The sequence below is a fragment of the Mesorhizobium sp. B2-3-13 genome (assembly GCF_006442195.1).
Classification (GTDB): Bacteria; Pseudomonadota; Alphaproteobacteria; order Rhizobiales; family Rhizobiaceae; genus Mesorhizobium; species Mesorhizobium salmacidum.
The window spans coordinates 191,688-206,136 of sequence record NZ_VFVQ01000002.1; the positions used below are offsets into that span (position 1 = coordinate 191,688).

The following is a 14,449-nucleotide window of genomic DNA, read 5'->3' on the forward strand; positions in this document are numbered from 1 at the left end:
CAATAGACAAATCCAGCGGAGAGGAAATTGGCGATGCGAGGACAGGAAGCCCGCGACCAGGCCGAGCGCAAGGCCGCCATGGCCACCTTGGCGCAATCGAGCGGCGACGACATCGTGCGGCTCTGGAACGAGTCCGGCCTGCCTTCGCAAGCCGAGCTTCTGCGCGGTCCCGAGACGGGCCTGGTCACGCTGCGTGGCCGCATCGGCGGCGGAGGCGCGCCCTTCAATGTCGGCGAGGCGACCGTCACTCGTGCCACTGTCCGGCTGCCATCCGGGCAGGTCGGCCATTGCTACACGCTTGGCCGCGACAAGCAGAAGGCGAAGCTGGCAGCCATCGCCGACGCGCTCTGGCAGGACCCTGCCCGCCGCACCGAGGTCGAGACCAGGCTCATTGTGCCCTTGCGCTCGGCTCTGACCGCTGCCCACGAAAAACGCCGCGCCGAGACGGCGGCAACGAAGGTGGATTTCTTCACCATGGTTCGCGGAGAAGATTGATGGATATCGCTGCGCAATCGATCGAGGGCGGTTTCGCCGATCCGGTCTTCAACGCCCAGACGGTGTTCCGGGCCGTCATGGATGCCATGGCGCGGCCGGGCAGCTTTCAGCCCCTATCGGCACTGGCCCGCCCACCGGCTCCGCTCTCGGCCACATCGGGCGCCGTAGCACTGGCGCTGTGCGACAACGACACGCCGCTCTGGCTCGACCCTGCCCTGCATGCCTCCGCGGCGATCGGGTCCTGGCTTGGTTTCCACACCGGCGCGCCGCTGGCCAACACGCCGGCCGACGCGCATTTCGCGTTTGTCGCCACGCCGGCCGAGATGATGGCGCTCGACGGTTTTTCGCAGGGCACGCAGGATTATCCCGACCGATCAACGACGCTGATCCTCCAGGTCGGAGATCTCACTTCAGGGACCCCGCTGTTGCTGGAAGGCCCGGGCATCGAAACCAGCGTCACGATCGCGCCGGCACGGATGCCGCGCCATTTCGTCGAGCAGTGGAAGCAGAATATCAGGCGCTTTCCGCGCGGCGTCGACATCATCCTCGCCACATCGGACGGCATAGCCTGCCTGCCGCGCACGACGCGCATCAAGACTATGGAGGCTTGAAGAATGTATGTCGCGGTAAAAGGCGGCGAAGCCGCAATTGCCAACGCTCACAGCCTGCTTGCCGACCGCCGGCGTGGCGACCGCTCGGTGCCGGCATTGCGCCTCGACCAGATCGTCGAACAGCTGGCGCTCGGCGTCGACCGGGTGATGAGCGAAGGCTCGCTCTATGACCGTGAATTGGCGGCACTCGCTATCGTCCAGGCGCGGGGCGACATGATCGAGGCGATCTTCCTGGTGCGCGCCTACCGCACCACGCTGCCGCGCTTCGGCTATTCCAGACCGATCGACACCGGCACAATGCTGGTTGAGCGGCGTGTGTCGGCGACCTACAAGGACCTGCCCGGCGGCCAGTTGCTTGGTCCCACCTTCGACTACACGCACCGCCTGCTCGACCCTGAGCTCGCCGCCGGTGCCGATGTCGCCGAGCCCTTGCGGCGCGAGACGGAAGCCCAGGCGATGCCGCGTGTCTCGGCTATCCTTGCCCGCGAAGGCCTGATCGAGCCCGATGGCGACATGCCTGGGGATCATGTTCCCGGCGACATCACCCGCGAGCCGCTGGAATTCCCGATGGCGCGCGACATCCGCCTGCAGGCACTGTCGCGCGGCGACGAGGGTTTTCTGCTGGCCCTCGGCTATTCAACGCAGCGCGGCTATGCCCGCAACCATCCATTCGTCGGCGAGATCCGCATCGGCGAGGTCGAGCTGGAGCTCGACGTTCCCGAACTGCCCTTCGCGGTGCCGCTCGGCACGGTGCGCGTCACCGAATGCCAGATGGTCAACCAGTTCAAGGGCTCGGCCAAGGCGCCGCCGCAATTCACCCGTGGCTACGGTCTCGTCTTCGGCCAGAGCGAGCGCAAGGCGATGGCCATGGCGCTCTGCGACCGGGCGCTGCGCGCCTCCGAACTCGGTGAGGACGTCGTTGCCGCCGCGCAGGACGAGGAGTTCGTCATCTCGCACTCGGACAATGTCCAGGCCACCGGCTTCGTCGAGCACCTGAAGCTGCCGCACTATGTCGACTTCCAGGCCGAGCTCGACCTCGTGCGCCGCATGCGCGCAGAGTACGAAGCCCGCGAAAATCCAGCGAAGGTCGAAGAGAAGCGGGAGGCGGCGGAATGACCCTAGCCGCCGCTATGCCCACCATCGGCGCCGCCACTATCACCAGCGCTGTAGTGGCCACTATGCGCCTCGTTGAACCCTTTGCTACCGGCAACAGTCTCGCCTTGCGCGCCTTCTTTCGGCGCGGGCAGAACCATGCGCCGAAGGACAAAGGCAACCGCGCCGACAAACACCAACAGGAGAATTCCGAGATGCATCCAACCCGTTTGGGTCATCCGAATTCGCCCCTATTTCCGCGTCTTGGACGTCAATTCAATAGCACAAAGCGGATGTGATCGCCATGACCGACATCGCCACCTACAACTTCGCCTATCTCGACGAGCAGACCAAGCGGATGATCCGCCGCGCGATCCTCAAGGGCATTGCCATCCCCGGCTATCAGGTGCCGTTCGCTTCGCGCGAAATGCCGATGCCCTATGGCTGGGGCACCGGCGGCGTCCAGGTTACCGCCTCGATCATCGGCCCCGACGACGTGCTGAAGGTTATCGACCAGGGTGCGGACGACACCACGAATGCCGTATCGATCCGCGCCTTCTTCAAGAAAGTAGCCAATGTCGCGGTGACCACCGATACCGCCACCGCCAGCATCATCCAGACCCGTCACCGCATTCCCGAGCACCCGCTCACCGCGGGCCAGGTGCTGGTCTACCAGGTGCCGATCCCCGAACCGCTCCGCTTCCTCGAGCCGCGCGAGACCGAAACGCGGAAAATGCATGCGCTGGAGGAATACGGCCTCATGCATGTGAAGCTCTATGAGGACATCGCCAAGCACGGCCGCATCGCCACCACCTATGCCTATCCGGTCAAGGTCGAGGGCCGCTATGTCATGGACCCATCGCCGACGCCGAAATTCGACAATCCCAAGATGCATCGCTCGCCGGCCCTGCAGCTGTTCGGCGCCGGCCGCGAAAAGCGCATCTACGCGGTGCCGCCCTTCACCGATGTGGTGAGCCTCGACTTCGAGGATCATCCGTTCGAGGTGCAGACTTTCGACCAGCCCTGCGCGCTGTGCGCGGCCGAAAATGTCTATCTCGACGAGGTCATCCTCGACGACCATGGCGGCCACATGTTCGTCTGTTCGGACACCGATTACTGCGAGAAGCGGCGTGAAGAGGGCCATCGCGGCCACCTTGCTCCCGAAACCCATCTTGCCCCAGAAAATTTGGAGCCGGCGCAATGACCGACGAACCGCTGCTGCGCGTCTCGGCGCTCTCCAAGTTCTACGGCTCGCGGGTCGGCTGCGACAACGTCACTTTCGACCTCTGGCCGGGCGAAGTCCTGGCTGTCGTCGGTGAATCCGGCTCCGGCAAGACGACGCTGCTCAACTGCCTGTCGACGCGGCTGCTGCCCTCCTCCGGCACCGCCAGCTACCGCATGCGCGACGGCCAGTTTCGCGAGCTCTACCGCATGAGCGAGGCCGAGCGCCGCTTCCTGATGCGCACCGACTGGGGCTTTGTCCACCAGAACCCGGCAGATGGCCTGCGCATGACGGTCTCGGCCGGCGCCAATGTCGGCGAGCGTCTGATGGCGGTCGGCGACCGTCACTACGGCAAGATCCGCGCTACCGCGGTCGACTGGCTGTCGCGCGTCGAGATCGAGGAAGACCGCATCGACGACGAACCGCGCGCCTTTTCCGGCGGCATGCGTCAGCGGCTGCAGATCGCCCGCAATCTCGTCACCGGGCCACGGCTGGTGTTCATGGATGAGCCTACCGGTGGCCTTGATGTCTCGGTGCAGGCCCGCCTGCTCGACCTGTTGCGCGGGCTGGTCACCGACCTTGGCCTTGCCGCGATCGTCGTCACCCACGACCTCGCCGTGGCGCGGCTCCTGTCGCAGCGCATGATGGTGATGAAGGACGGCCGCGTCGTCGAAAGCGGCCTCACCGACCGCGTCCTCGACGACCCGCGCGCGCCGTACACGCAATTGCTCGTTTCCTCGATTTTGCAGGTGTGATGATGGCGCGTGTACGCCCGCCGACGATTGACAATTGGAGAACCTTCTGATGCCGACGCTTCTCGTTGTCTCCGATGTCGCCAAAAGCTTCACCATGCATCTGCGCGACGGCATCAAATTGCCCGTCGTCGCGGGTGTTTCGTTCTCGATCAAGGCCGGAGAATGCACCGTGCTCGGCGGTCCGTCCGGTGCCGGCAAAAGCTCGATCCTGAAGATGCTCTACGGCAACTACGCCGTCGACGAAGGCCAGATCATCGTCACGCACGAGGATGGGTTGATCGATCTCGCCCATGCCAGCCCACGCACCGTGCTTGCCGTGCGCCGGCAAACGATCGGCTATGTCAGCCAATTCCTGCGCACCGTGCCGCGCGTCTCGGCTCTCGATGTCGTCGCCGAACCACTGGTTGAACGCGGCGAGGAGCGCGAGGCAGCCCGGGCCAAGGCACGCTCCTTGCTGGCCCAGCTCAACCTGCCGGAAAAACTCTGGATGCTGCCGCCGGCAACCTTCTCGGGCGGCGAGCAGCAGCGCGTCAACATCGCGCGCGGTTTCATCACCGAACATCCGATCCTGCTGCTCGACGAGCCGACCGCATCGCTCGACGCGACCAATCGCGACGTGGTGATCGAACTCATCGCCGCCAAGAAGGCGGCAGGCGTCGCCTTGCTCGGCATCTTCCATGACCACGAAGTGCGCGAGGCGGTGGCCGACCGCATCATCGACGTCACCGCCTTCGCTCCGGGAAAACTCGCCGCATGACCAGGAAATTGTCGGAAATGCCGCTGGTCCACCCGACAGCGGAGGTGCACAACTCGACGCTCGGCCGCTGGACCGAGATCGCCGACCGCAGCCGGGTCTCGGAAAGCGAACTCGGCGACTATTCCTACATGATGCAGGACTGCGCCGTCTGGTGCGCGACGATCGGCAAGTTCGCCAACATCGCGGCCAGCGTGCGCCTCAACGCCACCAACCACCCGACATGGCGGCCGACGCTGCACCATTTCACCTACCGTGCCTCCGACTATTGGGACGACGCCGAGCACGAGAGCGAATTCTTCGCTCAGCGCCGCGCCAAACGCGTCACCATCGGCCACGACACCTGGCTCGGCCACGGCTCGACCGTCCTGCCCGGCGTCACCGTTGGCGATGGTGCTGCGGTCGGCGCTGGCGCGGTCGTCTCGAAAGACGTCGCGCCCTACACCATCGTCGCCGGCGTGCCGGCCAAACCGATCCGCGAGCGCTTCGACCGCCGCACCGCCGAACGCTACCAGGCGCTTGCCTGGTGGAACTGGAACCATGCCAGACTGCGTGCCTCGCTCGACGACTTCCGCGAGCTGTCGGCCGAGGCATTCCTGGAGAAATACGAGGGATAGAGCAGTTCCAGAAAAGTGGGAACCGGTTTTCCGTTCGCAATTGTTGCAGGCAAGGAGACATAGCCCTCACATCGACGTCATGAACGACTCTGTTTCATATCCTTGACACATCACCGGGGCAGGACGCGGGTGTTCCAAGGAGATCGCCATGCTCGACACCGTCAGACCCTCGCTCGCCGGATTCTTTGCCGGCTCCAATCCGACGCCGCCGGCGCATCTCGGCACGCGCTACGACGCGTCAGGCAACTTTCTCCTCGAGCCCGGCAACACCGTCGTCAGCCATCTGGTCAGCGGCTCGCCATCCGAAGCCGTGGTGCTCGCTGTGCGCGATCGGATGATGGCAATGCCAGACGCCGACCGCCTTGCCTTCACGCCTGTCTCCAGCCTGCACATGACGCTGTTCCAGGGTATTATCGAACATCGCCGCCGCTTGCCTTACTGGCCACGCGACGTGCCGCTCGACACCAGAATCGAGGCCATGACCCGCCTCTATCTGGAGCGCCTGAAGGGTTTCCAGGGTGCCGGTCCATTCAACATCAAGGTCGTCGAGATCGTGCCTACCGGCCTCACCGTTGCCGGCGCGACCGACGAGGATGTGCGCATCATGCGTGAATGGCGCGATGCGCTGGCCGTGCCATTCGGCTACCGGCACTCCGATCACGACAATTACGTCTTTCACATCACCTTCGCTTATCAGATCCAGCGTCTTGCCGACGACAGGGCCGCCGCATGGCAGACGCTGTTCGACGATTGCCTGGCGCTTTTCGCGCGGCAGGCGCCGGTGATCGAGATCAAGGCTCCAGCCTTCTGCGCATTCCGCGACATGGAGCATTTCGAGGAATTGCTGGTGCTCGGCTGATCGCCGGCAGGACGCCGGCCGTCATATCTGTGGAGCGTAACAAAACTGACATGCTGGCGACACGGCAGGTTCATGTGGCTGCGTTAGGCGAGTGCCTGACGATCAATATGGACCGGACTGGAACCAGCCCATGTCAGCAAGCTCTGCCACGCTCGAAATTCGCGGTGTCAGCCGACGATTTGGCAAGAACACCGCCGTCAGCGACGTCAACATCTCGATCCCGCAGGGGCAGATGGTCGGCGTCATCGGTCGTTCGGGTGCAGGCAAGTCGACGCTTCTTCGCATGATCAACCGTCTTGTCGACCCCAGCCAAGGGTCGATTTTTTTTGACGGCGCCGAGGTCTCCCGCCTTCGCGGGTCGCCGTTGCGGCGTTGGCAGCGCGACTGCGCCATGATCTTCCAGCAGTTCAACCTGGTGCCGCGCCTCGATGTGCTCACCAACGTGCTGCTTGGCAAATTGAACCACCGTTCGACCTTGTCCAACCTTCTCGGCATGTTCTCCCGTGCCGAATGCGCCGAGGCGGTCGCCGCGCTCGAGCGGCTCGACATCGCCCGTACGGCACTTCAACCCGCCGGCACCCTGTCGGGCGGTCAGCAGCAGCGCGTCGCGATTGCCCGCGCAATGATGCAGCAGCCCAGGGTGATCCTCGCCGACGAGCCGATCGCCTCGCTCGACCCGCTCAACGCCAAAGTGGTGATGGATTCGCTGCAGGACATCAATCTGCGCGAAGGCATCACCGTCGTCACCAACCTGCACACGCTCGATACCGCCCGCACCTATTGCAACCGCATCATCGGCATGGCCGCCGGCAAGGTCGTCTTCGACGGGCCGCCCGAAGAGCTCAACCGCGAAGCGGTGCGTCTAGTCTATGGCGCCGACAGCAATGGCGGTGAGATATCGGAGGTCATCACCTCCACCAGCGTTGCCTTCAAGCAGAAGATCGCCGCATCCGCCGGACCGCTCGAACCCGCATTCCCGGGATACTGAGCCCATTACGGGCATAGCGAGCAGCCTGGATCGTCCGCCCGCGTCAAGGGCATTTGTCAAGATCAAGAACGCTGCCGGCGCGGGGCCGGAACCTACAGGAGAGATAGCAAATGTTCAGGAAGATGGTTTTCGGTGCCGTTTCGGTGCTCGCCATGGCCACCAGCATGGCCCACGCCGCCGATATGAAGGAATTTCGCGTCGGCATTCTCGGCGGCGAAAACGAAACCGACCGGCTGCGTAACTACCAGTGCCTGGCCGACCACCTGAAGGCCGAGTTCGGCTTCGAGAAGGTTTCGCTGTTCCCCGCCGCCGACTATGACGGCGTTATCCAAGGCCTGCTCGGCGGCACGCTCGACTTCGCCGAACTCGGCGCTTCCGGCTACGCCAGCGTCTACATCAAGGACCCGAAGGCGGTCACCCCGATCCTCACCACCAAGCAGACCGACGGCTCCACCGGCTATTATTCCGTCGGCCTGGCGCTGAAGACCTCGGGGATCACCGACATCAAGTCGGCCAAGGGCAAGAAGCTCGGCTATGCCGACCCGGATTCGACCTCCGGCTACCTGATCCCGCTGACCCAGATTCCGAAGACCACCGGCGCCTCGAACGAAACCTTCTTCGCCTCGACCCAGTTCAATGGCGGCCACGAAAACAACGTTCTGGCCGTGCGTGACGGCAAGGTCGATGTTGCGGTCGACGATTCCTCGGGTATAGGCGACTTCAAGAACGGCTACACCTCCGGCACCTTCCACAAGGAAGTCGCCAAGGGCGCCGTCGACCCCAACGATTTCGTCGAAGTCTGGCGTTCGGGCCTGATCCCGAACGGTCCGCTCGTCGTGCGCACCGCGATCGGCGACGACATGACCGCCAAGCTGACCGCCTTCTTTACCGACCTGCCCAAGAAGGACAAGGCTTGCTTCGAAGGCGTCGAAGGCGGCGATTTCACCGGCTATGTTCCGGTGAAGCCGGACTTCTACAGCGTCATCGTCGAAGCCCGTAAGGCAGCCATCGGCGGCTGACGGCGAAATTGCAAAAGGGCGGTATCTCAGGTACCGCCCTTTTTGCATCTCCGATCATGACCCTTTCCATGACAGCCCCCTCCGGTGCCACCCACGAGATGGCCGATGCCTGGCGACGTCAGACGTCGCTGCGCCGGTTTTATACCGTGCTCGGCGTCGGACTGCTGCTTGCCGCGATGCTCTCCAGCATGTGGTTCGCCGACGAAGCCAATGCCGGGCACTTCTTCGACCGGCTGCCGCACATTCTGGATTTCCTGAGCTGGCTGGTCCCGAAGGACTGGAACGACGTCTGGCGGGCGCTGTTCGATATCGCCTCGCCGCATGACACCGGCACCCAGGAATTCAACTTCCCGCTCGGCCGCGTCCACGTCTGGGGCGGTTTCTACATCCCCGAATATTTCGAGCTGATGCTGACCACCGTGAACGTGGCGCTGGTCTCGACCTTCATCGGCTTTGTTTTCGCGGTGCCTTTTTCATTCATCGCGGCGCGCAACCTGACGCCCCATCCGGCACTGAGGCTGGTGGTCAAGCGCTTCATGGAATTGCTGCGTGCCTTTCCGGAGATCGTCATCGCCGGCCTGTTCGCGGCCATCGTCTCGACCGGCCCGATCGCCGCCATCATCGCCATCGGCCTGCATTCCATCGGCGCACTCGGCAAGCTGTTCTACGAGATCAACGAGAACATCGACATGCGTGCCGAGGAAGGCCTGACGGCGGTCGGCGCCAACTGGTTCGAACGGGTGCGCTTCGCCGACCTGCCTCAGGTGTTGCCCAATTTCGTCTCCTATACGCTGCTCCGGGTCGAGATCAACGTGCGGGCCTCGACCATCATCGGCGCCGTCGGCGGGGGTGGCATCGGCGAGGAACTGAAGCTCTCTATCTCGCGCGGCTTCGGCGCCAAGACACTGGCGCTGGTGCTGCTGCTGTTCACCACCATCTTCATCATCGACCAGTTTTCCGCCTGGCTTCGTCGCAAGCTGGTCGGCGAACAAGCCTTTATGATGGGGGCGTAAATCATGGCGACCATGACCGCCGAGGAGATTCTGTCGATCGAGGCGCGCCATCCACAGGTGTTCCGACGCCCGGCATACAAACGCTTTGGTCCGCTGCTCCTGTTCGTCGGCACTCTCCTGTATCTGATCTATGCCTTGTGGTTCTTCAGCCTGCCGCAGGTGCTGCGGGAATCGCATTGGGAGCGCCTCCCGCTCTTCCTGACACAATGGATCAGCTACGATCTGCAACCGGAATTCCGTCTCGACCAGCCGGAGATCACGCCCAAATATCCGCGTTTCTCGGCGCTGGGCGACAATCCCAATCCGGATTGGGTGATCAAGAATGCCGACGGGTCCTTCACCGTGCGGATCGACGGCCAGGCCAAATCCGTCACATTCGACAAGACCTACGCGACGATTGTCGCTCATGGCCAGACGGTGCCGGTGGCGCTGACCAGCGGCAAGCCGGTGATCACGGGTCCGGTGCCGGACTGGATCACCGCGCATGACGACGAGGTGGTGGCCAAGATGGGTTTTGTCGGCGAGGTGCGCGTCACCGTCGACCGCGTCAAGGTGCGAAAGCGCTTCCTCGGCTGGGCGAACTTCGTCTTCGACACGCGCTCGCCTTTCTTCGGCAAATCAGCGGGGGAGGTGATCTCGCTGGTCATCTCGGGACCAGAACTGAAACCAGGCACCTCGAACCTCGCATTGGCCGGCGACAACATCTGGAACAACGCCCAGTGGCAACATGGCGATGTCTGGACGAAGCTCTTGCAGACCATCGTCATGGCGTTCCTGGGCACGCTGCTCGGTGGCATCGTCGCCTTCCCGCTGGCCTTCTTCGCAGCGCGCAACATCACGCCGAGCGGCGTGCTCAGCCAGGTGCTCAAACGCTTCTTCGACTTCATGCGCTCGGTCGACATGCTGATCTGGGCGCTTTTCTTCACCCGCGCCTTCGGCCCCGGCCCGCTGGCGGGAAGTGCCGCGATCTTCTTCACCGAGATCGGCACCCTCGGCAAAGTCTATTCGGAAGGTCTGGAGAACATCGACGACAAGCCGCGCGAAGGCGTACTCTCGACCGGCGCCAACGGTATCCTGGTGCAGCGCTACGGCGTGATGCCAGAAGTGATCCCGGTCTTCATCAGCCAGACGCTCTACCAGTGGGAATCCAACACCCGCGGCGCCACCATCATCGGCGCCGTCGGCGCCGGCGGCATCGGCCTGAAACTGTGGGAAGCGATGCGCACCAATTCCAACTGGGCCAACGTCTTCTACATGGTGCTGCTGACCCTGCTCGTCGTCTTCATTTTCGACAACATATCCAACTTCCTGCGCCGCCGGCTGAGCCGGACCATCCACGACTACAACAGAATCCAGGCCCAGCAGGGATAGCTTGTGATATAGAAACGGACTGGAGGCCGGCGGGACAGAGGGGCGCGAAGGATCGTCGACGCAACGTGATCGGCTTCCTAAGCCGCCTTCTTCCACCCGTTCCTGATATGCTTGTACCCCTCCCGGTACACTGCTTCCGGCGTTTCGGAAAAATCGCGCCACACCTTGGTCGCAGCCGCCAATTCCTTCAGCGAGCGGCCGAACGCCTCGATGGTCAGCCAGTCGTCGTAGCCGCTCTTGCGGATCGCCGCGAAGGTTTCTTTCCACGGAATGTTGCCGCGCCCCGGCACGCCGCGATCGTTCTCCGATATGTGGATATGCACGACGTTCCTGCGGTGCTTCGTATAGGCGCCGATCGGGTCGGCCTCCTCGATATTGGCGTGGAAAGTGTCGTACATCGCCCTGATGTGCGGCCGGTCGATGGCGTCGATGTGCTCAGACAGGTCGGCCATCGTGTTGAGGAGATAGCATTCGAAGCGGTTCAGCGCCTCGAGCCCGATGGTGACGTTGCGCTTGCCGGCATGGTCGCCGATGGCGCGCTGCGAGGCGACCGAGCGCTTTTTCTCGGCGGCAGTCGGTCCGGACCCGGAAAAGGCGCCAAGGGTCGAATGCAGCGGTCCGCTCAGCGTGCTGGCGCCAAGCGCATCGGCGCAATCGATGGCCCATTTCATGTAATCGACACCAGCCTTGCGCGTTGCCGCATCGGCCGCGATCAGGTTCATCGCTGGATCGCCCATCGCCGAGACTGCGGTCCGCTCCAGCCCGATCCGGTCCAGCAGTTCTCCCAGTTTCCTGTAGTCGTCCGGCGTGCCGGCGAAGATCGGGATTTCGACGCCGTCAAAGCCGGTTGCCTTGATGTCGCGAAGCAATGGCTCGTGCTTCTTCGACACCGCCGTCGTCCACAAGAACATGCACATGCCGATTTTCATCGACGCCCTCCCCCATTTTCCGCTGGCCAGGCGCTTCTTACAGCTTCGTCCACGCCCCATTCTTCTTCGACGACTTCACACAGGCCTCGATGAAAGCCATGCCTTCGATGCCGTCCTGAATGGTCGGGAAGACGACATCCTTTGCCGGCTTGCCGCCCTTCTTGCGTGCCGCGCGGATGGCGCGTGCCGCCTCCTGGTAAATATTGGCGAAGCCTTCGAGATAGCCCTCGGGATGGCCTGACGGAACGCGGCTGACACGGCCCGCCACCGGCAGTGCGCCGGCGCCCTTGCGGGTGATCAATTGTTTCGGCTGGCCGAACGGCGTGTACCAGAGATAGTTGGGATCGGCCTGAACCCATTCCAGACCGCCCCTCGAACCGTAGATGCGCAGCTTCAGGCCGTTCTCATGACCAGGCGCCACCTGGCTTGCCCAGATCATGCCTTTTGCCGGATGCGTTTTTCCCGTCGGTTTGAAACGCAGCATGACATTGACATTGTCGTCGAGCAGCCTGCCCGGCACGAAGGCATCGAGATCGGCCGACAGGGTATCGAGCTCGAGCCCGGAGACGAAGCGGGCGAGGTTGTAGGCATGGGTGCCGATATCGCCGAGCGCGCCGCCGGCACCCGCCTGCTTGGGATCGCCCCGCCATGAGGCCTGCTTCTGGCCGGTGGCGGCGAGGTCCTCGGTCAGCCAGTCCTGCGGATATTCCGACTGCACGATGCGGATATCGCCGAGCACGCCCTTGGCCACCATTTCGCGGGCCTGCCGCACCATCGGGTAGGCGGTATAATTGTGGGTGAGAACGAACACCTTGCCGGTCTTCTCGACTATCGCTGCGAGCTTCTTGGCTTCGGCCAGTGTCGTGGCCAGCGGCTTGTCGCAGATCACGTGGATGCCTGCCTCCAGGAAAGCCTTGGCTGCCGGCACATGCACGTTGTTGGGGGTGACGATGGCCACCGCCTCGATGCCATCCGGGCGCTTCGCCTCGGCCTTGGCCATTTCGGCGTAGGACGCATAGCTGCGTGAGGGATCGAGCCCGAGTTCGGCGGCCGAGGCTTTCGCACGCGCCGGGTCGGACGACAGGGCGCCGGCGACCAGCACGAAATCATTGTCCATGCGTGCCGCGATGCGGTGCACGGCGCCGATGAAAGCGCCTTGCCCGCCGCCAACCATGCCGTAGCGAATCGGGCCGCCTCCCGTTTCCGACTTCGATGCAGCAACCATGTTTTTCTCCCTCGTGTGAGATTCCCCTCCGCCGAGGGGAAGTGAAAGCCGTGTCAAATTCCCATCATGGCGCGCAGCAGCTTCTTGTCCGTGGTGCCGGCGGCGAAATCGTCGAATGCCTTCTCCGTCACCCGGATGATGTGATGCTGGATGAAGGGTGCCCCTTCGGCCGCGCCGTCCTCCGGATGCTTCAGGCAGCATTCCCATTCCAGCACCGCCCAGGAATCGTAATCGTACTGCGTCAGCTTGGAGAAGATGCCGCCGAAATCGACCTGCCCGTCACCGAGCGAACGGAAACGGCCAGCGCGGTTCGTCCAGCTCTGGTAACCGGAGTACACGCCCTGCCGTCCGGTCGGATTGAACTCGGCGTCCTTGACGTGGAAGGCCTTGATCCGTTCGTGATAGATGTCGATGAATTCAAGATAGTCGAGCTGCTGCAGCAGGAAATGCGAAGGGTCGTAATTGATGTTGCAGCGCTTGTGGCCACCGACCGCGTCGAGGAACATCTCGAAGGTCGCCCCGTCGAACACGTCCTCTGAAGGATGAATTTCGTAGCCGACATCGACACCATTGTCCTCATAGACGTCGAGGATCGGCTTCCAGCGCTTGCCGAGTTCGCCGAAGGCTTCCTCGATCAGTCCGGCGGGCCGCTGCGGAAAGGGATAAAGGTATGGGAAAGCCAGCGAGCCGGTGAACGACACCGATGCATTCAGCCCGAGATTGCGCGACGCCTTGGCGCCGAACTTCATCTGTTCGACGGCCCATTTCTGCCGCGCCTGCGGGTTGTTGTGCACCGAAGCTGGCGCGAATCCATCCATCTGCGCGTCATAGGCCGGATGCACCGCCACCAATTGCCCCTGCAGATGCGTCGACAGTTCGGTGATCTCGACGCCGGCGTCAGTGCAGGTGCCCTTCACCTCGTCGCAATAGGCCTTGGAGGACGCCGCCTTCTCGAGGTCGAACAGGCGCGCGTCCCAGGTTGGGATCTGCACGCCCTTGTAGCCGAGACCGGCAGCCCATTTGGTGATCGACGCCAGCGAATTGAACGGTGCGGCATCGCCCGCGAACTGCGCCAGAAACAGCCCAGGGCCCTTCATTGTCGTCGGCATCGGCATCCTCCTCGTTTTGTCACGACCAAGCATAGCGCCTGATGAAAGCAGGGCCAGTCACTTTGGTCTTTTCGCGTCGGACGCTCGGCCGACAATGCCATTCTGGTATGACCAAATAAGGCAGTTTGGTCAAGTCTCGGAATGCGCCGAAAAGGCGCTCCGGACGCGCAAAATAATGGCACATATCGCAATGTAATCAACAAACTAATCCATCCTGGAAGTTGCGGCACCACAGTTGTTGCCGTCTCGAGGAATTTGCTGTAGACCTAATTTCAGGCCCAATTGGTCGAACCAGTTTGCAGGTAAAGTCTGGGGATGCCTTGGGGAAGAACCCTTGCGTCGTCTTTCGGCGATGCATGTCGCAGGCAAACCATACGGACGAATCTGGAA

Annotated in this window: 16 protein-coding genes; 13 read left to right on the top strand and 3 right to left on the bottom strand. The window is 63.0% G+C overall.

What is annotated here, in order from left to right; translation table 11 throughout:
* Positions 1–33: 33 nt before the first annotated feature.
* From phnG to phnE (FJ941_RS03450), 13 genes are all read left to right on the top strand, one after another.
* Complete coding sequence (gene phnG, locus FJ941_RS03390) at positions 34–495, top strand: phosphonate C-P lyase system protein PhnG (protein WP_140503060.1); 462 nt, start codon at positions 34–36, stop codon at positions 493–495.
* Entirely contained in the window at positions 495–1,106 is a 612-nt protein-coding gene (gene phnH, locus FJ941_RS03395; protein WP_140503062.1) for a phosphonate C-P lyase system protein PhnH, read from the top strand. The genes phnG and phnH overlap by 1 nt, the downstream gene beginning before the upstream one ends.
* A gap of 3 nt (positions 1,107–1,109) precedes the next feature.
* Positions 1,110–2,222: a carbon-phosphorus lyase complex subunit PhnI gene (locus FJ941_RS03400; protein WP_140503063.1), complete on the top strand. Its 1,113-nt coding sequence runs from the start codon at positions 1,110–1,112 to the stop codon at positions 2,220–2,222.
* On the top strand, positions 2,219–2,497 hold the full coding sequence (locus tag FJ941_RS03405) for a hypothetical protein (protein WP_140503065.1): 279 nt from the start codon (positions 2,219–2,221) through the stop codon (positions 2,495–2,497). Before FJ941_RS03400 ends, FJ941_RS03405 begins: the two co-directional genes overlap by 4 nt.
* Before the next feature lie 5 nt (positions 2,498–2,502).
* Positions 2,503–3,402 (top strand): alpha-D-ribose 1-methylphosphonate 5-phosphate C-P-lyase PhnJ, encoded by a 900-nt coding sequence (locus FJ941_RS03410; protein ID WP_140503067.1) that lies wholly within the window; start codon positions 2,503–2,505, stop codon positions 3,400–3,402.
* On the top strand, positions 3,399–4,175 hold the full coding sequence (gene phnK, locus FJ941_RS03415; RefSeq protein WP_056577906.1) for a phosphonate C-P lyase system protein PhnK: 777 nt from the start codon (positions 3,399–3,401) through the stop codon (positions 4,173–4,175). The genes FJ941_RS03410 and phnK overlap by 4 nt, the downstream gene beginning before the upstream one ends.
* A 49-nt stretch (positions 4,176–4,224) precedes the next feature.
* Positions 4,225–4,932, top strand: a complete 708-nt coding sequence (gene phnL, locus FJ941_RS03420) for a phosphonate C-P lyase system protein PhnL (protein WP_140503069.1) — start codon at positions 4,225–4,227, stop codon at positions 4,930–4,932.
* The gene (locus FJ941_RS03425; RefSeq protein ID WP_140503071.1) at positions 4,929–5,546 is read left to right on the top strand and encodes a DapH/DapD/GlmU-related protein; all 618 of its coding nucleotides are present in this window, start codon (positions 4,929–4,931) and stop codon (positions 5,544–5,546) included. The genes phnL and FJ941_RS03425 overlap by 4 nt, the downstream gene beginning before the upstream one ends.
* Before the next feature lie 148 nt (positions 5,547–5,694).
* The gene (locus FJ941_RS03430; protein WP_140503073.1) at positions 5,695–6,405 is read left to right on the top strand and encodes a DUF1868 domain-containing protein; all 711 of its coding nucleotides are present in this window, start codon (positions 5,695–5,697) and stop codon (positions 6,403–6,405) included.
* A gap of 130 nt (positions 6,406–6,535) precedes the next feature.
* Positions 6,536–7,393, top strand: coding sequence for a phosphonate ABC transporter ATP-binding protein (phnC, locus tag FJ941_RS03435; protein ID WP_140503075.1), 858 nt, complete (start codon positions 6,536–6,538; stop codon positions 7,391–7,393).
* A gap of 110 nt (positions 7,394–7,503) precedes the next feature.
* Complete coding sequence (gene phnD / locus FJ941_RS03440; RefSeq protein WP_140503077.1) at positions 7,504–8,412, top strand: phosphonate ABC transporter substrate-binding protein; 909 nt, start codon at positions 7,504–7,506, stop codon at positions 8,410–8,412.
* 56 nt (positions 8,413–8,468) lie between these two features.
* Positions 8,469–9,425, top strand: coding sequence for a phosphonate ABC transporter, permease protein PhnE (gene phnE / locus FJ941_RS03445; RefSeq protein ID WP_140503079.1), 957 nt, complete (start codon positions 8,469–8,471; stop codon positions 9,423–9,425).
* Positions 9,426–9,428: 3 nt separating this feature from the next.
* On the top strand, positions 9,429–10,796 hold the full coding sequence (phnE, locus tag FJ941_RS03450; RefSeq protein WP_140503081.1) for a phosphonate ABC transporter, permease protein PhnE: 1,368 nt from the start codon (positions 9,429–9,431) through the stop codon (positions 10,794–10,796).
* 77 nt (positions 10,797–10,873) lie between these two features.
* On the opposite strand, the gene FJ941_RS03455 is transcribed toward phnE (FJ941_RS03450), so the two are convergent.
* The 3 genes from FJ941_RS03455 to FJ941_RS03465 are packed head-to-tail and all read right to left on the bottom strand — an operon-like array spanning position 10,874 to position 14,059.
* Positions 10,874–11,725 (bottom strand): sugar phosphate isomerase/epimerase, encoded by an 852-nt coding sequence (locus FJ941_RS03455; protein WP_140503083.1) that lies wholly within the window; start codon positions 11,723–11,725, stop codon positions 10,874–10,876.
* Between the two features lie 37 nt (positions 11,726–11,762).
* Positions 11,763–12,950, bottom strand: a complete 1,188-nt coding sequence (locus tag FJ941_RS03460; protein ID WP_140503085.1) for a Gfo/Idh/MocA family oxidoreductase — start codon at positions 12,948–12,950, stop codon at positions 11,763–11,765.
* Between the two features lie 53 nt (positions 12,951–13,003).
* Positions 13,004–14,059, bottom strand: a complete 1,056-nt coding sequence (locus FJ941_RS03465; RefSeq protein WP_140503087.1) for a sugar phosphate isomerase/epimerase — start codon at positions 14,057–14,059, stop codon at positions 13,004–13,006.
* Positions 14,060–14,449: the final 390 nt, after the last annotated feature.